Source organism: Pseudomonas sp. 8_5_2 (assembly GCF_059295255.1).
Window position 1 is genome coordinate 1,918,500 of record NZ_CM181238.1, and the last position, 21,918, is coordinate 1,940,417.

Consider the following 21,918-nt stretch of genomic DNA (forward strand, 5'->3'; position numbering starts at 1 on the left):
GGCTGGCGGGTGGCACGGACCACCCGCGTCTGTATTGTTACGCGCCGACCACAATCGGCTTCGCCAGGTTCGGGCGCAGGCTGGTAGCGCTTTCAGGCGCCACGCCGGCCTCGAACTCCGAGCGGAAGTATTTGATGGCACTGCCCAGCGGCTCGACGGCACCCGGTGCGTGAGCACAGAAGGTACGGCCAGGGCCGAGGAAGTTGACCAGCCCCAGCAGCGTCTCGATGTCTTCGGCGCGGCCCTGGCCATTTTCCAGTGCGCGCAGCATCTTCACGCTCCACGGCAGGCCGTCACGGCATGGGGTGCACCAGCCGCACGACTCGCGGGCAAAGAACTCTTCCATGTTGCGCAGCAGCGAAACCATGTTGACGCTGTCGTCCACCGCCATGGCCAGGCCGGTACCCATGCGGGTGCCCACCTTGGCGATGCCGCCGGCATACATCTGCGCGTCGAGGTGCTCGGGCAGCAGGAAACCGGTACCGGCGCCGCCTGGCTGCCAGCACTTGAGCTTGAAGCCGTCGCGCATGCCGCCGGCATAGTCCTCGAACAGCTCGCGGGCGGTAACGCCGAATGGCAGTTCCCACAGGCCCGGGTTCTTCACCTTGCCCGAGAAGCCCATCAGCTTGGTGCCGTGGTCTTCGCTGCCTTCACGGGCCAGCGACTTGTACCAGTCGTTGCCGTTGGCGACGATGGCAGGCACGTTGCACAGGGTTTCGACGTTGTTCACGCACGTCGGCTTGCCCCATACGCCGACGGCGGCAGGGAAGGGCGGCTTGGAGCGCGGGTTGGCGCGGCGGCCTTCCAGCGAGTTGATCAGCGCGGTTTCTTCACCGCAGATGTAGCGGCCGGCACCGGTGTGCACGAACAGCTCGAAATCGAAACCACTGCCCAGGATGTTCTTGCCCAGCAGGCCGGCGGCCTTGGCTTCATCGATGGCGCGGTTGAGGTTTTTTGCCGCGGTGGTGTATTCGCCACGCAGGAAGATGTAGCCGCGGTAGGCCTTCAGGGCGCGGGCGCTGATCAGCATGCCCTCGACCAGCAGATGGGGCTGTTGCTCCATCAGCATGCGGTCCTTCCAGGTGTTGGGTTCCATTTCGTCCGCGTTGCACAGCAGGTAGCGGATGTTCATGGATTCGTCTTTGGGCATCAGGCCCCACTTAACGCCCGTGGGGAAGCCCGCGCCGCCGCGGCCCTTGAGGCCGGAGTCCTTGACGGTCTGCACGATGTCGTCCTGCGACATCTCGCCCAGTGCCTTGCGCGCGGCAGCGTAGCCGTTCTTGGCCTGGTACTCGGCCAGCCATACCGGCTCGCCGTCGTCACGCAGGCGCCAGGTCAGCGGGTGGGTTTCGGCCGAACGCGCAATGCGGTTGGCCGGGCCGAAGGAAGTGATGGTCATACGTAACCCTCCAGCAGTTTGGTAACGCCAGCAGGCTGCACGTCGCCAAAGGTGTCGTCGTCGATCATCAGCGCCGGGGCCTTGTCGCAGTTGCCCAGGCAGCACACTGGCAGCAGGGTGAAGCGGCCGTCGGCGGTGGTCTGGCCGAGGCCGATGCCCAGTTCGCTCTGGATCTGGCTGACCACCGACTCGTGGCCGCCGATGTAGCAGACCATGCTGTCGCAGACACGGATGATGTGGCGGCCGACCGGCTGGCGGAATATCTGGCTGTAGAAGGTGGCCACACCCTCGACGTCGCTGGCCGGGATGCCCAGCACCTCGCCGATGGCGTGGATGGCGCCGTCCGGCACCCAGCCACGTTCCTTCTGGACGATCTTCAGGGCTTCGATGGACGCCGCGCGCGGGTCCTCGTAGTGGTGCATTTCGTGCTCGATGGCCGAGCGCTCGGTTTCGCTCAGGGCGAAACGGTCGGTTTGGATAAGCGTGCTGTTCATGCTTAGCGGTCCACGTCAGCCATAACGAAGTCGATACTGCCCAGGTACGCAATGAGGTCGGCGACCATGCTGCCTTTAATCACCGAAGGGATCTGCTGCAGGTGCGGGTAGCTCGGGGTGCGGATCCGGGTGCGGTAGCTCATGGTGCCGCCATCGCTCGTCAGGTAGTAACTGTTGATGCCCTTGGTCGCCTCGATCATCTGGAACGACTCGTTGGCCGGCATGACCGGGCCCCACGAGACTTGCAGGAAGTGCGTGATCAGGGTCTCGATGTGCTGCAGGGTGCGCTCTTTCGGTGGCGGCGTGGTCAGCGGGTGGTCCGCCTTGTACGGGCCTTCCGGCATGTTGCGCAGGCACTGGTCGATGATGCGGATACTCTGGCGCATCTCCTCGACACGGACCATGCAGCGATCGTAGGCATCGCCGTTGTGGGCCAGCGGTACTTCGAACTCGAAGTTTTCGTAGCCGGAGTAGGGGCGCGCTTTACGCAGGTCGAAGTCGCAACCGGTGGAACGCAGGCCGGCACCGGTGGTGCCCCATTCCAGCGCTTCCTTGGTGGTGTACGCGGCGACGCCGACGGTACGGCCCTTGAGGATGCTGTTCTGCAGGGCAGCCTTGGTGTACTCGTCGAGGCGCTTGGGCAGCCAGTCGACGAAGTCCTTGACCAGTTTTTCCCAGCCGCGCGGCAGGTCGTGGGCGACGCCACCGATGCGGTACCAGGCCGGGTGCAGGCGGAAACCGGTGATCGCTTCGATCACGGTGTAGGCGCGCTGGCGGTCGGTGAAGGTGAAGAACACCGGGGTCATGGCGCCGACGTCCTGGATATAGGTACCCAGGAACAGCAGGTGGCTGGTGATGCGGAAGAACTCGGCGAGCATGATGCGAATCACGTCGACCTTCTGCGGCACCTTGATGCCCGCCAGCTTCTCGACCGCAAGCACGTACGGCAGGTTGTTCATCACCCCGCCGAGGTAGTCGATGCGGTCGGTGTAGGGGATGAAGCTGTGCCAGGACTGGCGCTCGGCCATTTTCTCGGCACCACGGTGGTGGTAGCCGATGTCCGGTACGCAGTCGACGATTTCTTCACCGTCCAGCTGCAGGACGATACGGAACGCACCGTGCGCCGAAGGGTGGTTGGGGCCGAGGTTGAGGAACATGTAGTCCTCGTTGGCGCCCTGACGCTTCATGCCCCAGGCTTCCGGGTTGAAACGCGCCGATTCCTCTTCAAGCTGCTGCTTGGCCAGGGTCAGGCTGTAGGGGTCGAACTCGGTCGCACGGGCCGGGTAGTCCTTGCGCAGCGGGTGACCTTCCCAGGTAGGCGGCATCATGATGCGGCTGAGGTGCGGGTGGCCGGCAAAGTCGATGCCGAACATGTCCCAGACTTCGCGCTCGTACCAGTTGGCGTTTGGCCAGATACCGGTAACCGTCGGCAGGTTCAGGTCGCCTTCGCTGAGCGACACCTTGATCATCACGTCGCTGTTACGCTCGACCGACAGCAAGTGGTAGAACACGCTGAAGTCGGCGGCGGGCAGGCCACGGCGCTGGGTGCGCAGGCGCTCGTCGACGCCGTGCAGGTCGTACAGCATGCTGTAGGGCTTGGCGACACCGCGCAGGAAGCTGAGCACCTCTTTGAGCTGGGCACGCTTGACCCACAGCACGGGCATGCCGGTGCGGGTTTCCTGGGCGACGAATGCTTCGGCGCCAAAACGGTTGTGCAGTTCGACGACCACATCCTGGTCGTCAGCCTTGTAGGGCGGAATATAAATAGCGTTGTCCGCTGTCATGGTCTCGGTCGCTTTGGGTCAACGTTAAGAATGAAGCCAGGCCGCCGGCTCCAGGGGAGCGGGCGGCAGGTCGCTGGATCAGACTTCGTCGGGGCTGCGCAGGTTGGTTACGGCAATGCGCTGCTCACGACGCAGGTCTTTCTGGGCTGGCATCTCGGCACGGTAAATACCTTGATCACCAACAACCCAGGAAAGCGGGCGTCGTTCTTGGCCGATCGACTCCTGCAGCAGCATCAAGCCTTGCAGGAAAGCCTCAGGGCGCGGCGGGCAGCCGGGCACATAGACGTCCACGGGGAGGAACTTGTCGACCCCCTGAACGACCGAGTAGATGTCGTACATGCCACCGGAGTTGGCGCACGAGCCCATGGAGATGACCCATTTCGGCTCGAGCATCTGCTCGTACAGGCGCTGGATGATCGGCGCCATCTTGATGAAGCAGGTACCGGCGATGACCATGAAGTCGGCCTGACGCGGCGAGGCCCGGATGACTTCGGCGCCGAAGCGGGCGATGTCGTGGGGCGCCGTGAAGGCCGTGGTCATTTCCACGTAGCAGCAGGACAGGCCGAAGTTGTACGGCCAGAGGGAGTTCTTGCGACCCCAGTTGACCGCGCCACGCAGCACATCTTCGAGTTTCCCCATGTAGATGTTCTTGTGGACCTGGTCTTCCAGCAGCTGGTCGGTGACGGTTTCCCGATCACCTACCGGGTACTGCTCGTTGGGCGCATCCGGGTCGATTCTGGTGAGATTGTATTGCATTGCCAAAGCCTCATTGTTTCAGCTTCGCTTGCCGCTTGCGGCGACCTTCGGGAGCCCAATCAAGTGCCCCGACGCGCCAAAGGTAGACAAGACCTGCCAACAGAATTGCTATGAAAACGAGCGCTTCGACGAACCCGGTCCAGCCGCTTTCGCGGACGGACACAGACCATGCAAAGAGAAAGAGGGCTTCGATATCGAAGATCACGAACAGCATCGCGACCAGATAGAATTTGGCGGACAGGCGCAGGCGGGCGCTGCCGACGGGCAGCATGCCGGATTCGAAGGGTTCGTTCTTGGCGCGGCCCCAGGCCTTGCTACCGAGCAGGCTGGACAGGCCGAGCATGAAGGCGCACAGGCCGACGACACCCAGGAGGAAGATGGCAAAGCCCCAGTTGTGGGCGATGAGTCCTGCCGAATCGGACATGCTAGAAATCCTTATACAGAGACCCAGCTCTGCAGTCTGAAATAAGTGTAGAGCGGCGACTTGGTGTCGCACGTGCAGTGACCAAATGTCGCAGCTGAATCAATCGCGCTGATTTTATGGGTAAACCCCGTGCAAGTAAAATTTCTGTAGCACTTTTATTCGTAGGATTAAGAACAAAAACCTGATGTAACCGGCTGAAAGCCTTGGAATTCGGGCATTGCGTGCGGTTTTGTTAATTATGTTTCTTGCGGCTGGTAACGAATTACAATTTTCGTAATGATAATTAACACCATTTGAAGTGATGCCTTTTAATTGGGCTGTTCTGTGCCTTGTAAAGTTTAGCTGGCGATTCCTCCTGCTTGCAGATGCGAACGTCTCGTGTTCTAGCAGCTTCCGGCGCCGCTTGCACCGCTCTGGGTCAATACTTTATCGATTGAGCGATGACCGACTGATGAAGCGATCGCCCACTGGCCGAGCCAGTAGGCGAGGATGATCAGGTACGGTGCGGCGGCAAACGGGCTGACAAAGCGGTCGATGCCTATCAGGCTGTCGGAGAATACGAAGAGGCCGGCACCCAGTGCAGCCATGCCGCCGCAGGCCAGGGCTCGCCACAGCATGGCGCTGATCGCCAGCGCGTACAGGGCAACCGGGATCAATAGTGGGCCGAGGCCGTGGCTGGCGAGCACGCTGAACAGGGTGATGCCGATGAGGGTGCTGAGCAGGAGTGGGGCTAGGGCGGGACGCAAGGTCTGGCCGCAATAGGCGCGCAGGTAGGCCAGGTGGGCAAAGAGGAATGCGACCAGGCCGAACACGAACAGGTCGGCGGGGATGGCCAGCAGGATATCGCCGAGTACCGAGCAGGCCAGGCCAATCGAGATCCATGTGCGATAGGGTGAGGCGGGTGCGCTGCGCAGCCAGGCGATCATGGCCAGCACCGGGATGGGTTTGGCCAGCAAGGCGAGCAGGGTGTTGTCGCTGGCCAGTGCATATAGATAGAGGGTAGCGGCGGCCAGGGCGAGAATGGTCAGGTGGCTTGGACGAGGCATGGGCGGTCCTTGCTGCTGTGCTGCCACAAGCATAGACCTGATCCTGGGTTTTGCTTTGGCCTGTTTCGGCCCTTTGGCGGGGTAAGCCCTGCGCATTCGGTGTGGGAGCCGCGCTTGCCGGCGATGGGCCGCACAGCGGCCCCAACGTTTCAAGTCGCTCACAATCCGTCAGAATGGTGTCGCTTGTATTGGGGCTGCTTCGCAGCCGTCGCCGGCAAGCGCGGCTCCCACAGGCTCACTGCAGCCTTCGAAATGCGCGCAGTACGTTTGGGAGATCATCCAGCCCTTCCGGGTTCTCGCGCCGGGAATTCTGCGCGCAAGCCCTCCGCATTCGGTGTGGGAGCCGCGCTTGCCGGCGATGGGCCGCACAGCGGCCCCAACGTTTCAAGTCGCTCACAATCCGTCAGAATGGTGTCGCTTGTATTGAGGCTGCTTCGCAGCCCATCGCCGGCAAGCGCGGCTCCCACAGGATCACCGCGGCCTTCGAAATGCGCGCAGTACGTTTGGGAGATCATCCAGCCCTTCCGGGTTCTCGCGCCGGGAACTCTGCGCGCAAGCCCTGCGCATTCGGTGTGGTAGCCGCGCTTGCCGGCGATGGGCCGCGCAGAGGCCCCAACGTTTCAAGTCACTCACAAGCCGTCAGAATGGTGTCGCTTGTTTGGGGCTGCTTCGCAGCCCATCGCCGGCAAGCGCGGCTCTCACAGGATCACCGCGGCCTTCGAAATGCGCGCAGTACGTTTGGGAGATCACCCAGCCCTTCCGGGCTGAGCTCTCGCGACGGGAACTCTGCGCGCTAGCCCTGCGCATTCGGTGTGGGAGCCGCGCTTGCCGGCGATGGGCCGCACAGCGGCCCCAACGTTTCAAGTCGCTCACAATCCGTCAGAATGGTGTCGCTTGTATTGAGGCTGCTTCGCAGCCTATCGCCGGCAAGCGCGGCTCCCACAGAGAGCGCGTCAAGCGGGTTCACCCGTGAAAGGCCGGTACCGTTAAAAATAAAGGCCCGGCGCTTTTACAAGCCCCGGGCCTTTACTCAACCGCCACCCACTATCAGTGGAACTGCTCTTCCTCGGTCGAGCCAGTCAGCGCAGTCACCGACGATGCCCCACCCTGAATCACGGTGGTCATGTCGTCGAAGTAGCCAGTACCCACTTCCTGCTGGTGCGCCACGAAGGTGTAGCCTTTGCTGGCGTCAGCGAATTCCTGCTCCTGCAGCTTCACGTAGGCGGTCATGTCGTTGCGGGCGTAGTCGTGCGCCAGGTTGAACATGCCGTGCCACATGTTGTGGATGCCGGCCAGGGTGATGAACTGGTGCTTGTAGCCCATCGCCGACAGCTCGCGCTGGAACTTGGCGATGGTGGCGTCGTCCAGGTTCTTCTTCCAGTTGAAGGACGGCGAGCAGTTGTACGACAGGATCTGGTCCGGGTATTCCTTCTTGATCGCTTCGGCGAAGCGGCGGGCTTCGTCCAGGTCCGGCTTGGCGGTTTCGCACCAGATCAGGTCGGCATACGGCGCGTAGGCCAGGCCGCGGGAAATGGCCTGGTCGAGGCCGGCGCGTACCTTGTAGAAACCTTCACGGGTGCGCTCGCCGATCACGAACGGCTGGTCGTACGGGTCGCAGTCGCTGGTCAGCAGGTCAGCGGCGTTGGCGTCGGTGCGGGCCAGGATGATGGTCGGTACGCCCGACACGTCAGCGGCCAGGCGCGCGGCCACCAGCTTCTGCACGGCTTCCTGGGTCGGTACCAGTACCTTGCCACCCATGTGGCCGCATTTTTTCACCGAGGCCAACTGGTCTTCGAAGTGCACGCCGGCGGCGCCCGCTTCGATCATGTTCTTCATCAGTTCGTAGGCGTTGAGCACACCGCCGAAACCGGCTTCGGCGTCGGCCACGATTGGCGCGAAGTAGTCGATGTAGCCGTCGTCGCCCGGGTTCTTGCCTGCTTTCCACTGGATCTGGTCGGCGCGGCGGAACGAGTTGTTGATGCGCTTGACCACGGTCGGTACCGAGTCGACCGGGTACAACGACTGGTCAGGGTACATCGACTCGGCCGAGTTGTTGTCGGCGGCAACCTGCCAGCCGGACAGGTAGATGGCCTGGATGCCGGCCTTGACCTGCTGCACTGCCTGACCGCCGGTGAGGGCGCCCATGCAGTTGACGAAATCTTTTTCTGGGCGGAAGGACGGGTGGGCACCCTGGGTGACCAGCTTCCACAGTTTTTCTGCGCCCTGGCGGGCCAGGGTGTGCTCTGGCTGCAGGGAGCCACGCAGGCGAACGACATCAGCGGCGGTGTAGGTACGGGTCACGCCTTTCCAGCGCGGGTTTTCGGCCCAGTCTTTCTCGAGGGCTGCAATTTGCTGTTCGCGTGTCAGTGCCATGGAAATAAACCTCGTCGCATCGATCTTGGGTTAATTGTGCTGATGCTCGGAGCAGATCAGGAGCCAGGCGGCTGTCCTGTTCGCAGGAGTGCGGCGGCGAACGCGAAGGCTCGAAGGGGAAGGGTGGGCAGGCCAGGCGACGGTGTGCTCCGGCAGGTCGGCTCGTGGTTGCCTTGCTGCGGTGCTTCGCGATTGCCAGTACTGCGGTGATGCGCTTCCGTCCCTCGGGACAACTTCTTCGTTGCAGTCGCAATCCCGTCGAACCGCCTTGTGGGCCGTATAGACACGAGACGCCTCCAGGGGTGGGAGGAGTACGCCTCGAAGGCCCTTGCCAGGGCCCCTGATTAGCGGGAGCGAGGCCATCATGCCCTTGGGAAAAAGACACTGTCAAATGTTTTGTAGTGCTTTTTATTGCTTACTACATCTTTGGTCTAATGCGACTTGGCAGTCAGTTTCAAGGCCTTTGGTCGAGGCCTTGAATTGCCTGATTTCAGTCTAGAAGGTCGACTTTGACACGCAAAGTCATGTTTTCACCGCGCTGGGCGCTGTAACTGCGGCTTGACGTGCTGCGCTCGGCTTGGCTCTGCTGGTTGTAGCCTGCCAGGGTGATCCATTCGCCAAGCTTGCCGGTGACGGTCGTGTCGGTACTTTGCACTTTCACTACATCTGCACGTTCGTGGCTGATGCGGTCATTATTGCTGCTTATTTGCAGACGCACCGTGTCGCCGCTGAGGCTTGGGGTGACGTAGAAGCCTTGGGTCACATTGCGGTATTCGGTGTTGCTCTGGATGCGCCCGTAACCGTCGGTGCTGGTGCTGGTGATGGGGATGCTCTGGCCAACCTGGATCAAGGCTGGCTGGCCTTCGCTGGCTTGAATCTGCTGCAGGCCGCCTTCACGGTTGCTGGTGCCGTAATGGATGACGCGTGCATTGCCGCGGTTGTCCTGGAAGTTACTGTCACTGTTGTCGACGCTGATCAGCAGGCGTTTGGCGGCGGTGTCCAGTTGTTGCAGCAAGGTCCGCAGGTCGTCGATGCGTTCGGGGCTGGCGTTGACGATCAGCTTGTTCTCGAAGGCGCTGACGGTACCGTCCTTGCCGATGAACGCCTGCGCGGCGGGCAGCAGTTCGGCGCTGCTGCGGTGCTGCAAGGGTACGACTTCGGTGGCGGCCTGTGCGCTCAGGCTGACGGTCAGCAGCAGGGACGCGAGAAGGGGGCGTAGCGGCATGTCCATGATCTCCGCAGGTAGAGTCAACATGATGGCAAATTTGCAGGCTTTGTGCCGGATCTGGATCACGCATCGGCATCTGGGCGGAGGTTTGCCCCGTCGACAGCGAAGCCCAGATGGGTGTTTTATCTTGTTTTATCTTGTAGGCTATAAATTATAGTTTGGTAGATAATTGAGGATAGTCACATGTCTCCGACCCGCTCGCTCCTGCGTCGAGATCAGCTGGCCAAGGCGCTGGCCCAGGATTTGGCCGGCGAGTCGCTGGTGGATTACAGCTCGGGCATGTTTCTGGCCGCGCCTCGACGTACCGGTAAAAGTACCTTCCTCAACAACGACTTCATCCCGGAATGCGTGAATCGCGGCTGGCTGCCGGTGTACGTCGACCTCTGGTCAGACCGTGACGCTGCCCCGGCGGAGCTCATCAGTGGCGCTATCGGTGTCGCTTTGAGCGGGTTCGAAAGCGCGCTGGCCAGAACGGCGAAGAAGGCCGGTATCGACAAGATAAACCTGCTGCGCACGCTCAGCTGGGATTTCACTCGGCCACAACTGCCGGCGGGCACCACGCTGGCCCAGGCGCTGGCTGTTTTGCATCAGGTGTCGGGGCAACTGGTGGTGCTGATCATCGACGAGGCCCAGCACGCCCTCAATAGCGAAGACGGCCTGAATGCGATGTTCGCCCTCAAGGCTGCGCGGGACCATCTCAACCGTGGCGACCGCCCGGACGGGCTGCGGCTGGTGTTCACGGGCTCGAGCCGTGACAAGCTGGCCAACCTGGTGCTCAAGAGCAAGCAGCCGTTTTTTGGTGCCAGCATCACCCCCTTTCCGTTGCTTGGGCGTGACTATGTCGAGTTCATCACCGAGCTCTGGAATGGTCGCCTGGCCGACAGCAACCAGTTCAAGGCCGAAGACCTGGCATACGCCTTCGAACTGGTCGGTCGGCGCCCGGAAATGCTCAACAAGCTGTTGGCCGAGGTCAGTGTCGGCCTGGGCGAGGCCGGCAACCTGGGTGAACTGCTGCGCAACGGCGCGCTCAACCATCAGGCTGGGGTGTGGAGCGACTATGAAAGCGCCTGGAACGAACTTTCGCCGTTGCAGCGGGCGGTGCTGGAGGTGATGGCCGAGCGCACGCGGGGCCGTCAGCCGTTTTCGCCGTTCACCGAGCAGACCTTGATCGACGTCAGCCGCAAGCTGGAACGGGCCCAGGCCGAAGCCAATGCCAGCACGCCCAATGTACAGAAGGCTTTGGATGCCCTGCGCGACAAGGAACTGGTGTGGAAGGCCAACCGTGGTGAGTATGCGCTGGAGGATGCAGCCATGGCCGAGTGGTTGACCCGTACCGGGCGCTAGCTACCCTTGCGCTGGTCGCTGTCAGACAAATTACGTAACATCGCGCCCCTTGTTTTTGTAACGTCCGCCCGGACTGCTTTCCAGGATGCCCATGAAACCCGCCCGACTACGCGCCGACCTGCTCGCCGGCCTGACCACCTCGTTCGCCCTGGTGCCCGAGTGCATCGCCTTTGCCTTGGTGGCCCACCTCAACCCGCTGATGGGGCTTTACGGGGCGTTCATCATTTGCACCCTGACAGCGCTGTTCGGTGGCCGGCCGGGAATGATCTCCGGCGCTGCCGGCTCGATGGCGGTGGTGATCGTCGCCCTGGTGGTGCAGCACGGTGCGCAGTACCTGCTGGCCACGGTGCTGCTGGGTGGGGTGGTGATGATCCTGTTCGGCCTGCTGCGCCTGGGCAAGCTGGTGCGCCTGGTGCCGTACCCGGTCATGCTCGGCTTCGTCAACGGCCTGGCCATCGTCATCGCCCTGGCTCAGCTTGAGCATTTCAAGCAGGGTGAGCATTGGCTCGGCGGCGCGCCGCTGTACCTCATGATCGGCCTGGTGGCGCTGACCATGCTGGTGGTCTATGTGCTGCCGAAACTGACCCGCGCGGTACCCCCCGCGCTGGTAGCGATCCTCGGCGTTGGCCTGCTGGTGTACCTGCTCGACCTGCCTACCCGCACCCTGGGCGACATGGCGCACATCGCTGGCGGCCTGCCAGTGCTGGCGCTGCCGGATGTGCCATGGAACCTGGAAACCCTGAAAATCATCGCTCCCTACGCGGTGCTGATGGCCATGGTCGGCCTGCTGGAAACCCTGCTAACGCTTAACCTGACCGATGAAATTACCGAAAGCCGTGGCTACCCGGACCGCGAATGCGTGGCCCTGGGTGCAGCGAACATGGTTTCGGGGTTGTGCGGTGGCATGGGCGGTTGCGCGATGATCGGCCAGACCGTGATCAACCTCAGCTCCAATGGCCGTGGCCGGCTGTCAGGGGTGGTGGCCGGGGTGATGATTCTGCTGTTCGTGTTGTTCCTGTCGCCTTTGATCGAGCGTATTCCGCTGGCGGCGCTGGTCGGGGTCATGTTCGTGGTGGCCCAGCAGACCTTCGCCTGGGCGTCGTTGCGGGTGCTGCACAAGGTGCCGGTGAGCGATGTGCTGGCGATCATTGCGGTGACAGTGGTCACGGTGCTCACCGACCTGGCCATGGCGGTGATGTTCGGCATCATCATCGCGGCGGTGAACTTTGCCTGGCAGCATGCCCGCGAGCTTTACGCCGACAGCCATGACGACGGGGAGGGGGGCAAGCGTTACCAGGTGCATGGGACGTTGTTCTTTGCCTCGACCGCGCCGTTCCTGAACCAGTTCGACCCGGCCAACGACCCGGCCAAGGTCACGCTGGATTGCCAGCACCTGAGCTTTGTCGATTACTCGGCAGTGGCCGCGTTGACCACCTTGCGCGAGCGGTACGCCAAGGCCGGCAAGCATTTGCGCGTGGTGCATTTGTCGGAGCGGTGCAAGAAACTGTTGAAGCGGGCTGGCGAGCAGCATTGAGAATTGTCTTTGCCTGTACCGGCCTCTTCGCGGCTAAAGCCTCTCCCCCAGAGTGTGGGAGCGGCTTTAGCCGCGAAGAGGCCAGTACAGGCGAAAATCACTCGCCGCGGTTCTTCTTGACGATGCCATCGGCAATGCTTGCCGGGGCCTCGGCGTAGCGGGTGAACTCCATGGTGTAGCTGGCCCGCCCTTGGGTCATCGAGCGCATCGAAGTGGCGTAGCCGAACATTTCCCCCAACGGCACCTCGGCGCGAATCACCTTGCCGGCTGGCGTCTCGTCGCCGTCCTGGATCATGCCGCGGCGCCGGCTGAGATCGCCCATGATGTCACCCTGATACTCTTCGGGGGTGACCACCTCGACCTTCATCACCGGTTCCAGCAACACCGCCCCCCCTTTTTGCGACAGCTGCTTGGTGGCCATCGAGGCGGCGATCTTGTAAGCCATTTCGTTGGAATCGACGTCGTGGTAGGAGCCGTCGAACACCGCAGCCTTGAGGTTGATCAAAGGGTAGCCAGCGAGCACGCCGTTCTTCATCTGCTCCTCGATGCCTTTCTGGATCGCCGGGATGTACTCACGCGGTACCACGCCGCCGACAATCTCGTTGACGAATTCCAAGCCTTCCTTGCCCTCATCACCGGGGGCGAAGCGGATCCAGCAGTGGCCATATTGCCCGCGCCCACCAGACTGGCGCACGAAGCGTCCCTCGATCTCGCAGGTGTTGCGGATTTTTTCGCGGTAGGCCACCTGCGGCTTGCCGATGTTGGCCTCGACATTGAACTCGCGGCGCATGCGGTCGACGATGATGTCCAGGTGCAACTCGCCCATGCCGGAGATGATGGTCTGCCCGGTCTCCTCGTCGGTGCGCACCCGGAACGAAGGATCTTCCTGGGCCAGCTTGCCCAGGGCGATGCCCATTTTTTCCTGGTCGGCCTTGGTTTTCGGTTCCACCGCCACGGATATCACCGGGTCGGGGAAATCCATGCGCTCAAGGATGATCGGGTTGTCGATGGCGCACAGGGTGTCGCCGGTGGTCACGTCCTTCATGCCGATCAGCGCGGCGATGTCACCGGCACACACGTCCTTGATTTCCGCGCGCTGGTTGGCGTGCATCTGCACCATGCGGCCGATGCGTTCCTTCTTGCCCTTCACCGAATTGAGCACCGCGTTGCCGGAGCTCAGTACACCGGAATAGACGCGGGCAAAGGTCAGGGTGCCGACGAACGGGTCCGTGGCGATCTTGAAGGCCAAGGCTGAAAACGGCTCGTTGTCGTCGGCGTGGCGTTCCAGATGGTGCTCTTCATTATCCGGGTCGGTGCCCTTGATAGCCGGGATCTCGGATGGCGCAGGCAGGTAGTCGATGACCGCATCGAGCATCAGCGGCACGCCTTTGTTCTTGAACGAGGAGCCGAGGATGGTCGGCACGATTTCGTTGGCGATGGTGCGCTGGCGCAGGGCCGCCTTGATCTCGTCGATGCTCAGTTCCTCGCCGTCGAGAAACTTCAGGGTCAGCTCGTCATTTGCCTCGGCCGCGGCCTCTATCATGTGTGCCCGCCATTCGTCGGCCAGGGCCTGCAGGTGGTCGGGTATTTCTTCTTCGCGGTAGCTGGTGCCGTTGTCGGCGTCATTCCAGTAAATGGCCTTCATCTTCACCAGGTCGATCTGTCCGATAAAGTTTTCTTCGCTGCCGATGGCCAGCTGGATAGGCACCGGGTGATGCCCCAGGCGCTTGTCGATCTGCTTGACCACGCGCAGGAAATCGGCGCCCTGGCGGTCCATCTTGTTGATGTAGGCCAGCCGCGGCACATGGTACTTGTTGGCCTGGCGCCAGACTGTTTCGGACTGCGGCTCGACCCCGTCGGCGCCGCTGAACACCACCACCGCCCCATCCAGCACGCGCAGCGAGCGCTCGACCTCGATGGTGAAGTCGACGTGGCCGGGGGTGTCGATGATGTTGAAGCGGTACTTGTCGGCAAACTGCTTGGTCGAGCCCTGCCAGAAGGCCGTGGTCGCTGCCGAGGTGATGGTGATGCCGCGCTCCTGTTCCTGAGCCATCCAGTCCATGGTCGCGGCGCCATCGTGCACCTCGCCCATCTTGTGGTTGACCCCGGTGTAGAACAGGATCCGCTCGGTAGTGGTGGTCTTGCCAGCGTCGACGTGGGCGACGATGCCGATGTTGCGGTACAGCTCGATGGGCGTGGTGCGGGCCATGGCGGACTACCTGCGGATGGGCGGATTCCCCCACGTTAGCAGACCGGTAGAATCCTGCCGCGCCGCCGGGCCGTCAGTCGGCCTGGGCCTGCAGCAGCCACTGGCCTTCCACTTCGCGGGCCAGGCCGCTGGCTGGCAACAGCGCCAGCAGGCGGGTGTGCAGGGCGGCGTCGGTGAAGGTCTTGAGGGTGGTCAGGTCCAGCGTGCCGATCAGGTTGAGGTCGGCCTTGGTGTACGACAGCCAGGCTTTTTTCAGGAACTGGGCAACATCGCTGCCGGCAGTGCTGGCGAAGCGGCGATGCCATTGGCCACCGTCAAAAGTGAAATTGTGAGCATGGCTGTAGGTGCTTTCGTCGGCACCTTCGGTGCAGCGGTGGCAGCGGCACGGGCCTTCGCCAAAGGCGTTGCGCAGGTAGCTGTTGAAGTCCACGACGGGCCTGAGGGACAGGCGTTTGTCGACATCGAACAGGTCGGCGATAAGGGGTTCTTCGGCGCTCACTCGGGATCCTCGTGTGGTGTGGCGTGCATCGGCGGGCACCCTAACAGATCGGGGCTGCCAGATCATCTTTTGCAGGCCCGGCCGGTTCGCGGGTGGACCCGCGAACCGGCCGGTAGAGACAACCGCGACCGCCTGCCGTACTCTACGCGCCTGTTAAGCCTACACATCCCTTTGAGGTAACCCGCTTGAGCACCAAGTACCCCTATACCGCCACCGTAACCATCAGCGCCGAAGACCGTGGGGGCGATATCGAGGCCTCGGAAAACCCCAAAATGCGCGTAGGCCTGGAGGCGGTCACCGAAACCCTGAAGAAGGTGCATTTCGTCGGTACGCTCGCGGCCCCTGAAAAAAATGCCACGCACATCTGTGTGACCCTGGAGAACGGGCTGACCTACTATGGCCCGATCGTCAACGGCCACGCCGAGCTCGAAGGCGGCTGGATTGCCTTCGAGTCCGATATGCTGACCCCGGAAGAGCTGGGCCTTTAAGCTTTAGTTCAACTCTGCGAGGCATTGCTCGAGAATATCCAGGCCTGCCTCGAGCACCTCGGCCTCGATGGTCAGCGGTGCCAGCAGGCGGATGATGTGCCGCGCCTTGCCGCTTGGCATCAGCAGCAGGCCCTTGGCCCGCGCCGTTTCCATCACCTTGGCCAGTTGCGCCGGTGCCGGGCTGCCGTCGGCATTGACGAACTCGATGCCGCGCATGGCGCCCACCCCGGTCAGGCGGCCGATGAACGGGCTCAGGCCTGATGCCTTCCAGCGTTGGTAGCGGCTGACGATCGCCTGCTCCTGGCGCTCCCCCCATGTGGCCACGTTTTCGTCGGTCATCTGCGCCAGGCTGGCCAAGGCTGCCGCACAGGCAATCGGGTTGCCCGAATAGGTGCCACCCAGGCCGCCCTTGGGCAGCGATGCCATCAGGTCCTTGCGCCCCACCACCGCACCCAGCGGCATGCCGCCGGCGATGCTCTTGGCCAGCAGCAGCAGATCAGGCTCGATGCCCAGGCGCCGGAAGGCGAAGCGCTGGCCGGTACGGCCGAAGCCCGACTGGATCTCGTCGATGATGATCAGGATGCCGTGTTCGTCGCAGAAACGGCGCAGGGCCTGGGCGAACATCGGGTCGAGCGCGAGGAAGCCGCCTTCACCCTGTACCGGCTCGAAGATGAATGCCGCCACGTCCTCCACAGCCAGCTCGACGCTGAACAGGCGCTCCATGGCCTTGAGCGCCTGTTCGCAGGTAACCCCGTTGTCGGCGCTGGGGTAGGGCAGGTGGTACACCGGCCCCGGCAGTTCGCCGACCCGCTGCTTGTACGGGGCGACCTTGCCGTTGAGGTTCAGGGTGGCCAGGGTGCGGCCATGGAAGCCGCCGTCGAAGGCGATGATGGCGCGTTTGCCGGTGGCTCCGCGGGCCACCTTGAGGGCGTTTTCTGCAGCTTCTGCGCCGCTGTTGGTGAGCATGCCGGCCAACGGGTAGCTGACTGGCACGAACTGGCTCAGCTGCGCCATCAGCTCCAGGTACGGGCCATGCGGGGCGGCGTTGAAGGCGTAGTGGGTGAGGCGGGTGGCCTGGGCCTGGATCGCTTCGACAACGGCCGGGTTGCAATGGCCCAGGTTGAGGACGCCGATACCGCCGACGAAGTCGATGTAATGTTTACCGTCGGTGTCCCAGACTTCGGCATTGCGGCCATGGGAAAGTGTGATCGGGTGAACGATGGCAATGGATTGGCTGATACTTTCCTGGTTCATGTGGCACGCGGACCTTGTTCGAGTTTCTTATTATCCAAGCGTGTTGGCGGGGTGTTCTGCAAACGAATTAATTGATTGCGGTCATTCCATGGATTCGTGATCTGGCCATTGTTTTGTGTTGGCTGTGCCGGCCTCTTCGCGGGCTTGCACAGGAGTAATCAATCCCCCTCAGCCACCCGCTCGCGAATCCACTGCACAAAGGCCCGTATCTTGGGCACCTCGGCGGCATGCTCGGCATGCGCAATGAAGTGCCTGCCATTGCTTGCCACCGGGTGGTCCCAGGCCACCACCAGCTTGCCTTCGCTGAGCTCCTCGGCTACCAGGTAGCGCGGAATCAAGGCAATGCCGCAGCCAGCGATGGCCGCGCGAATGCACAGGTAGAACGTGTCGAAACGCGGCCCGTGGTAGCTGTTCTGGCTATGCAGCCCCAGCCCCAGAAACCATTCATGCCAGGCCTCGGGGCGCGACACGCATTGCAACAAACGGTGCTCGGTCAGCGCCTGGGCGCTGGCGAACGGGTGATTGGCCAGCAGCTGAGGGCTGCATACCGGCACCACTTCTTCGCTGAACAACTCGATGCAGGTTGCCCCGGGCCAGGTGCCCTGGCCGAAGAAAAAGGCGATGTCAGCCTTGGCCTGGACCAGGTCGAACGGCTCCAGTTCGTTGCGTACATCCAGGTGAATACGCGGGTAGCGGTCGCCGAAACCCTTGAGCTTGGGCACCAGCCAGCGGGCACCGAAGGTGGGCTGGGTGGCGATGCGCAGCACTTCGGTCTCATCGCCATAGCTGAGGATGTAGCGGCTGGAGATGTCGATCTGGGTGAGGATCTTGTTCACTTCGGTGAGGTACAGCGCACCGGCCGGGGTCAGGTGCAGGCGCCGGCGAATGCGCTGGAACAGCGAGTGCGAGAGCATGTCCTCCAGCTGCGCCACCTGCTTGCTGACCGCGCTCTGGGTCAGGTGCAGTTCCTGGGCCGCGCGGGTGAAGCTGAGATGGCGGGCGGCCGCCTCGAAGCACTGGAGGGCGGTAGTCGAAGGCATCAGGCGTTTGGACATGACGGGCACATACCGAGCAAAAAATGATGAAGTTCATTCCAAAGCGGAATCATGTGGTTCGAAAAGGTCGTTTGTTGACCCCGGCCTATAGATTAATACTGACCTGGATCAACGATTACAACCGGTCGTGCGAAGAGGAGGCCAGTACCCGTTTCCGGCATCAACAAAACAACAACAACGTCCATCAGAAATTTACAAGAATTCTGCTCCGACCTTCAGCCGCCTCGCCGCGGCCGACCCATTCGAGGGTTCTTCATGGCTTCGCTAGACAACAAGAAACAGCGTTCCCTGCAGCACGGCCTGACTTCCCGTCAGGTTTCCATGATCTCCATCGCCGGTATCATCGGCGCCGGCCTGTTCATCGGCTCCTCCAACGCCATTGCCACCGCAGGCCCGGCCATCCTCATTTCGTACGCCATGACCGGGCTGCTGGTCCTGCTGGTGATGCGCATGCTCGGCGAAATGGCCATCGCCAACCCCAACAGTGGCTCGTTTTCCACCTATGCCTCCGAAGCCATCGGCCCCTGGGCGGGCTTTACCATTGGCTGGCTGTACTGGTGGTTCTGGGTACTGATCATTCCGGTCGAGGCCATTGCTGGCGCAGACATCCTGCATGCCTACTTCCCCGGCGTGCCGTCCTGGCTGTTCGCCTTCCTGATCATGCTGGTGCTGTCGGGTACCAACCTGATCAGCGTGAAGAACTTCGGCGCCGTCGAATACTGGTTCGCGCTGGTCAAGGTGGTGGCAATCATTGCCTTCATCGTGGTCTGCAGCCTGGCGATATTCGGCTTCTGGCCGCTGGCCGAGGTGTCCGGGGTGAGTCGGCTATGGGACAACGGCGGCTTCATGCCGAACGGCTTCGGTACCGTGCTGGGGGGCGTGCTGATCACCATCTTCTCGTTCTTCGGCGCCGAAATCGTCACCATTGCCGCTGACGAAACCGCCAACCCGAAAGACAAGATCCGCCGCGCCACCAACCTGGTGGTGTACCGCATTGCCATCTTCTACCTGGCGTCGATCTTCCTTGTGGTGTCGCTGGTTGCCTGGAATGACCCTGCACTGAAAGCCGTTGGCTCGTTCCAGCGTGTGCTGGAAGTGCTGAACGTGCCGGGCGCCAAGCTGCTGGTCGACCTGGTGGTGCTGGTGGCAGTGACCAGTTGCATGAACTCGGGCCTGTACACCGCCTCGCGCATGCTCTATTCGCTGGGCGCCCGTGGCCAGGCGCTGAGCATGACCAAGCGCATCTCCGGTTCGGGTGTGCCCACTGTCGCGGTCATCCTCTCGACCCTGGCCGGGTTTGCCGGTTGCCTGGTCAACTATGTGTTCCCGGGGAAGGTGTTCGGATTCCTGTTGTCGACCACCGGTGCCATCGCCTTGCTGGTGTACCTGGTGATCGCCGTGTCGCAGCTGCGCATGCGTGCCCGTGCTGACCGTGAAGGGCGGCCGCTAGAGCTGAAGATGTGGCTGTTCCCGTGGCTGACCTGGCTGGTGATCGGCACCATTGTCATGGTGCTGGGCTACATGCTGTTCAGCGATGCCTACCGTTATGAAACGCTGATGACCGCCGGGGTGACCGCGTTCATCCTGCTGGTTTCGCTGACCCAGCGGCGCGCCAGGGTGGTCGCCCAGACGGCCTGATGTTTCTGCTTTAATGGGGGCGTTGCGCGCCCCCATATCAATAAGCACAGGAAGCGTATGAACAACCAGAACCTTTCCCTCCAGGCCCTCGCTGCGCCAGACGGCACCTGCTACGGCTGCGGTTGCTCGCACCCCAGCGGCCTGCACCTGCAAAGCCATTGGGATGCCGATGGCATCCACCTGCTGTGCCGTCACGCGCCCGACAGTACCTTCATCGGCTGGCCCGGCCTGGTCTACGGTGGCCTGCTGGCGATGCTGGTCGACTGCCACTCCAACTGGACAGCCATGGCCTACCACTACCGTAACGAAGGCCGCGAGCCGGGCAGCTTGCCGCGTATCGACTGCGTGACCGGCACGCTCAACCTGACCTACCTGAAGCCCACGCCGATGGGCGTCGAGCTGCTGCTCAAAGCCCGCGTGGAAGGTGAAACAGGGCGCAAGACCCGCGTGCTCTGCGAAGTCTGGGCCGGCGATGTGCTGACCGTCACCGCCGACTCGGTGTTCGTGCGCGTCGATACCGAAAAGCTCAAGCTCAAGGCCCACGGTCAGGCCTGAACGGGCCACGGTCATGCGCGGTCGGTGATGGTCAGCCGCCCGGGATGCCTCTAGAGTGGCAGGTTCATTCCACAGGCAAGGTTGATCATGACCGATCTCAGTGCGTTCCCCATCACCCGCAAATGGCCCGCCCGACACCCTGAATGGCTGCAGCTGTATTCACTGCCGACGCCCAACGGCGTCAAGGTGTCGATCATGCTCGAAGAAATCGGCCTGGCCTACGAGCCGCACAAGGTCAGCTTCGAAAGCGATGACCAGCTGAGCCCCGAGTTCATCTCGCTCAGCGCCAACAACAAGATCCCCGCCATCCTCGACCCCAACGGCCCCGGCGGCAAGCCGCTGCCGCTGTTCGAGTCGGGGGCGATTCTGCAGTACCTGGCGGAAAAGAGCGGGAAGTTGTTGAGCCTGGACCCGGCCCAACGCTACCTGACCTTGCAGTGGCTGATGTTCCAGATGGGCGGCATCGGGCCGATGTTCGGCCAGGTCGGGTTCTTCCACTTCTTTGCCGGCAAGGAATACGAGGACAAGCGCCCCCGGGACCGTTATGTGAATGAGTCCAAACGGCTGCTGGGTGTGCTGGACCGGCACTTGAAGGGCCGGCAGTGGATGGTCGACGAATACAGCATCGCCGACATCGCGATCTTGCCGTGGGTGCGCAACCTGGTGGAGCGTTACAACGCGAGCGAGCTGGTTGGGTTTGATCAGTTCAAGGAAGTGCAGCGAGTGCTGGCGGTGTTCCTTGAGCGGCCGGCGGTGCAGCGTGGGCTGAAGATTCCGGGTTGATGGTGGCTGTGCGGGCCTAGAGCAAAAAAAACAAACCGCACCTGCCCGCGACCTCGATCAATTATCTAGGCTCAAGACAGATGCTAACGGCAGGAGAACTCCATGATCCGCTGCAAGCGCGTCTACGCTGCGGTCGAGGTTGAAGACGGCCAGCGGGTGCTGGTCGACCGCTTGTGGCCGCGCAACAAGCGCAAGCAAGACCTGCACGGCCAGTGGATGCGTGAGGTGGCACCTTCGGATCAGCTGCGCAGGTCACTTCACCAGGGCGAACTGGATTTCGCCGGTTTCACCCAGCGTTACCAGCAAGAGCTGGCCGCTCACCCCGAGCACTGGTACCCGCTGCTGGGCATGGCAGAGCAAGGCACGCTGACATTGCTGTATGCCGGCAAGGACACCGAGCACAACAATGCCCGGGTGCTGGCCGACTGGCTGGAAGACGAACTGGACAAGCGCGGGCCCGGCAGTTCACCCGTGTGTTATGGCCATTGATCGATGCCTGGAAACCCCGAGAGCACATTGTGTGATGCCCCTGAACCTGACCCCGGCAAACGACAGCCACTGCACCTTCGCCCGCGACCTCACCCGCCGCGCCATGCTGCCGTACTACCGCGAATACCACCTGCTCTGGATAGAGGAGGCTTTCGACGAAGCCTGGGGCTGGCGCGAGCAGTGGCTGGTGACCGACGGGGACACCTTGCTGGGCTTTTGCAGCCTCAGCCAGGACCGTCAGGCGCTGTTCATCCGCGAGTTGCACCTGCTGCCCGAGCACCGCGGTCACGGGGTGGGTAGTTGGGTGCTGGAGCAACTTGTCCTGTGGGCCAGGCAGCGCGGCCTGCCGCTGCTGCGGCTGATGGTATTTCGCAGCAACCCGGCCCGCCTGCTTTATCGGCGCCACGGCTTTGTCGAAATGGGCGAGGACGACTGTTTTGTACGCATGCAGCGAACCATCGACTAGTGGCTCAATGATGGCTTGTCGCGACCCCAGCGCATCGGCATAGTGAAGGCTGACAGCCACGGCTGCCCTTCGGCAGGCGGGGAGTGCCTCGGCAAAATCA

General features: G+C 62.4%; 20 protein-coding genes. 8 read left to right on the forward strand and 12 right to left on the reverse strand.

Annotation, left to right across the window (positions count from 1 at the left end; translation table 11 throughout):
* Window positions 1-37: 37 nt before the first annotated feature.
* The 8 genes from nuoF to AC5O5R_RS08780 all read right to left on the reverse strand — a co-directional run bounded on the left by nuoF (window position 38) and on the right by AC5O5R_RS08780 (window position 9,501).
* On the reverse strand, window positions 38-1,399 hold the full coding sequence (nuoF, locus tag AC5O5R_RS08745) for an NADH-quinone oxidoreductase subunit NuoF (RefSeq protein WP_172221299.1): 1,362 nt from the start codon (window positions 1,397-1,399) through the stop codon (window positions 38-40).
* Entirely contained in the window at window positions 1,396-1,893 is a 498-nt protein-coding gene (gene nuoE / locus AC5O5R_RS08750; protein WP_012273294.1) for an NADH-quinone oxidoreductase subunit NuoE, read from the reverse strand. Before nuoE ends, nuoF begins: the two co-directional genes overlap by 4 nt.
* 2 nt (window positions 1,894-1,895) lie before the next feature.
* Window positions 1,896-3,677 carry an NADH-quinone oxidoreductase subunit C/D gene (nuoC, locus tag AC5O5R_RS08755; protein WP_172227870.1) on the reverse strand — a complete coding sequence of 594 codons (1,782 nt, stop codon included), beginning with the start codon at window positions 3,675-3,677 and terminating at the stop codon, window positions 1,896-1,898.
* Between the two features lie 78 nt (window positions 3,678-3,755).
* Entirely contained in the window at window positions 3,756-4,433 is a 678-nt protein-coding gene (locus AC5O5R_RS08760) for a NuoB/complex I 20 kDa subunit family protein (protein WP_172227868.1), read from the reverse strand.
* Window positions 4,434-4,443: 10 nt separating this feature from the next.
* Window positions 4,444-4,857, reverse strand: coding sequence for an NADH-quinone oxidoreductase subunit A (locus tag AC5O5R_RS08765; protein WP_003251427.1), 414 nt, complete (start codon window positions 4,855-4,857; stop codon window positions 4,444-4,446).
* A 383-nt stretch (window positions 4,858-5,240) separates the two neighbouring features.
* On the reverse strand, window positions 5,241-5,903 hold the full coding sequence (locus AC5O5R_RS08770; RefSeq protein ID WP_494515181.1) for a lysoplasmalogenase: 663 nt from the start codon (window positions 5,901-5,903) through the stop codon (window positions 5,241-5,243).
* 1,047 nt (window positions 5,904-6,950) lie between these two features.
* On the reverse strand, window positions 6,951-8,276 hold the full coding sequence (gene aceA / locus AC5O5R_RS08775) for an isocitrate lyase (protein ID WP_033699180.1): 1,326 nt from the start codon (window positions 8,274-8,276) through the stop codon (window positions 6,951-6,953).
* Window positions 8,277-8,766: 490 nt separating this feature from the next.
* A complete protein-coding gene (locus AC5O5R_RS08780) occupies window positions 8,767-9,501 on the reverse strand; it encodes a secretin N-terminal domain-containing protein (RefSeq protein ID WP_494515182.1) in 735 nt (244 codons plus the stop codon).
* 186 nt (window positions 9,502-9,687) lie between these two features.
* Between AC5O5R_RS08780 and AC5O5R_RS08785 the strand changes: the two genes are divergently transcribed.
* Entirely contained in the window at window positions 9,688-10,848 is a 1,161-nt protein-coding gene (locus tag AC5O5R_RS08785; RefSeq protein WP_172227862.1) for an ATP-binding protein, read from the forward strand.
* Window positions 10,849-10,939: 91 nt separating this feature from the next.
* On the forward strand, window positions 10,940-12,382 hold the full coding sequence (locus tag AC5O5R_RS08790; protein ID WP_172286355.1) for a SulP family inorganic anion transporter: 1,443 nt from the start codon (window positions 10,940-10,942) through the stop codon (window positions 12,380-12,382).
* Window positions 12,383-12,479: 97 nt separating this feature from the next.
* Here the strand turns inward: AC5O5R_RS08790 and fusA are convergent, their stop codons facing one another.
* Complete coding sequence (fusA, locus tag AC5O5R_RS08795; RefSeq protein WP_172286356.1) at window positions 12,480-14,591, reverse strand: elongation factor G; 2,112 nt, start codon at window positions 14,589-14,591, stop codon at window positions 12,480-12,482.
* Between the two features lie 73 nt (window positions 14,592-14,664).
* The gene (locus AC5O5R_RS08800) at window positions 14,665-15,090 is read right to left on the reverse strand and encodes a hypothetical protein (protein WP_172286357.1); all 426 of its coding nucleotides are present in this window, start codon (window positions 15,088-15,090) and stop codon (window positions 14,665-14,667) included.
* Window positions 15,091-15,275: 185 nt separating this feature from the next.
* Here AC5O5R_RS08800 and AC5O5R_RS08805 point away from each other — a divergent pair, with 185 nt between their 5' ends.
* Window positions 15,276-15,578 (forward strand): hypothetical protein, encoded by a 303-nt coding sequence (locus tag AC5O5R_RS08805; protein ID WP_172231692.1) that lies wholly within the window; start codon window positions 15,276-15,278, stop codon window positions 15,576-15,578.
* 3 nt (window positions 15,579-15,581) lie between these two features.
* Here the strand turns inward: AC5O5R_RS08805 and AC5O5R_RS08810 are convergent, their stop codons facing one another.
* Together AC5O5R_RS08810 and gcvA are read right to left on the reverse strand one after the other, a co-directional pair.
* Entirely contained in the window at window positions 15,582-16,832 is a 1,251-nt protein-coding gene (locus AC5O5R_RS08810) for a 2-aminoadipate transaminase (protein ID WP_494515183.1), read from the reverse strand.
* Between the two features lie 158 nt (window positions 16,833-16,990).
* The gene (gene gcvA / locus AC5O5R_RS08815; RefSeq protein WP_172231686.1) at window positions 16,991-17,887 is read right to left on the reverse strand and encodes a transcriptional regulator GcvA; all 897 of its coding nucleotides are present in this window, start codon (window positions 17,885-17,887) and stop codon (window positions 16,991-16,993) included.
* 255 nt (window positions 17,888-18,142) lie between these two features.
* Between gcvA and AC5O5R_RS08820 the strand changes: the two genes are divergently transcribed.
* The 5 genes from AC5O5R_RS08820 to AC5O5R_RS08840 all read left to right on the forward strand — a co-directional run bounded on the left by AC5O5R_RS08820 (window position 18,143) and on the right by AC5O5R_RS08840 (window position 21,818).
* A complete protein-coding gene (locus AC5O5R_RS08820) occupies window positions 18,143-19,525 on the forward strand; it encodes an amino acid permease (protein ID WP_494515184.1) in 1,383 nt (460 codons plus the stop codon).
* A gap of 57 nt (window positions 19,526-19,582) precedes the next feature.
* Window positions 19,583-20,080: a PaaI family thioesterase gene (locus AC5O5R_RS08825; RefSeq protein WP_494515185.1), complete on the forward strand. Its 498-nt coding sequence runs from the start codon at window positions 19,583-19,585 to the stop codon at window positions 20,078-20,080.
* A gap of 87 nt (window positions 20,081-20,167) precedes the next feature.
* Window positions 20,168-20,863: a glutathione S-transferase N-terminal domain-containing protein gene (locus AC5O5R_RS08830; protein ID WP_494512338.1), complete on the forward strand. Its 696-nt coding sequence runs from the start codon at window positions 20,168-20,170 to the stop codon at window positions 20,861-20,863.
* A gap of 102 nt (window positions 20,864-20,965) precedes the next feature.
* A complete protein-coding gene (locus tag AC5O5R_RS08835) occupies window positions 20,966-21,352 on the forward strand; it encodes a DUF488 domain-containing protein (protein ID WP_172286360.1) in 387 nt (128 codons plus the stop codon).
* Window positions 21,353-21,386: 34 nt separating this feature from the next.
* Window positions 21,387-21,818 carry a GNAT family N-acetyltransferase gene (locus AC5O5R_RS08840; protein ID WP_172222118.1) on the forward strand — a complete coding sequence of 144 codons (432 nt, stop codon included), beginning with the start codon at window positions 21,387-21,389 and terminating at the stop codon, window positions 21,816-21,818.
* Window positions 21,819-21,918: the final 100 nt, after the last annotated feature.

What these genes read in the sequence shown, in the direction of transcription:
- AC5O5R_RS08835 (WP_172286360.1), top strand. Translation starts at nt 20,966, where the DNA reads ATGATCCGCTGCAAGCGCGTCTACGCTGCGGTCGAGGTTGAAGACGGC.
- AC5O5R_RS08770 (WP_494515181.1), bottom strand. Translation starts at nt 5,903, where the DNA reads ATGCCTCGTCCAAGCCACCTGACCATTCTCGCCCTGGCCGCCGCTACC.
- nuoC (WP_172227870.1), bottom strand. Translation starts at nt 3,677, where the DNA reads ATGACAGCGGACAACGCTATTTATATTCCGCCCTACAAGGCTGACGAC.
- aceA (WP_033699180.1), bottom strand. Translation starts at nt 8,276, where the DNA reads ATGGCACTGACACGCGAACAGCAAATTGCAGCCCTCGAGAAAGACTGG.
- AC5O5R_RS08780 (WP_494515182.1), bottom strand. Translation starts at nt 9,501, where the DNA reads ATGCCGCTACGCCCCCTTCTCGCGTCCCTGCTGCTGACCGTCAGCCTG.
- AC5O5R_RS08790 (WP_172286355.1), top strand. Translation starts at nt 10,940, where the DNA reads ATGAAACCCGCCCGACTACGCGCCGACCTGCTCGCCGGCCTGACCACC.
- gcvA (WP_172231686.1), bottom strand. Translation starts at nt 17,887, where the DNA reads ATGTCCAAACGCCTGATGCCTTCGACTACCGCCCTCCAGTGCTTCGAG.
- AC5O5R_RS08765 (WP_003251427.1), bottom strand. Translation starts at nt 4,857, where the DNA reads ATGTCCGATTCGGCAGGACTCATCGCCCACAACTGGGGCTTTGCCATC.
- fusA (WP_172286356.1), bottom strand. Translation starts at nt 14,591, where the DNA reads ATGGCCCGCACCACGCCCATCGAGCTGTACCGCAACATCGGCATCGTC.
- AC5O5R_RS08810 (WP_494515183.1), bottom strand. Translation starts at nt 16,832, where the DNA reads ATGAACCAGGAAAGTATCAGCCAATCCATTGCCATCGTTCACCCGATC.
- nuoE (WP_012273294.1), bottom strand. Translation starts at nt 1,893, where the DNA reads ATGAACAGCACGCTTATCCAAACCGACCGTTTCGCCCTGAGCGAAACC.
- AC5O5R_RS08760 (WP_172227868.1), bottom strand. Translation starts at nt 4,433, where the DNA reads ATGCAATACAATCTCACCAGAATCGACCCGGATGCGCCCAACGAGCAG.
- AC5O5R_RS08820 (WP_494515184.1), top strand. Translation starts at nt 18,143, where the DNA reads ATGGCTTCGCTAGACAACAAGAAACAGCGTTCCCTGCAGCACGGCCTG.
- AC5O5R_RS08785 (WP_172227862.1), top strand. Translation starts at nt 9,688, where the DNA reads ATGTCTCCGACCCGCTCGCTCCTGCGTCGAGATCAGCTGGCCAAGGCG.
- nuoF (WP_172221299.1), bottom strand. Translation starts at nt 1,399, where the DNA reads ATGACCATCACTTCCTTCGGCCCGGCCAACCGCATTGCGCGTTCGGCC.
- AC5O5R_RS08825 (WP_494515185.1), top strand. Translation starts at nt 19,583, where the DNA reads ATGAACAACCAGAACCTTTCCCTCCAGGCCCTCGCTGCGCCAGACGGC.
- AC5O5R_RS08830 (WP_494512338.1), top strand. Translation starts at nt 20,168, where the DNA reads ATGACCGATCTCAGTGCGTTCCCCATCACCCGCAAATGGCCCGCCCGA.
- AC5O5R_RS08840 (WP_172222118.1), top strand. Translation starts at nt 21,387, where the DNA reads ATGCCCCTGAACCTGACCCCGGCAAACGACAGCCACTGCACCTTCGCC.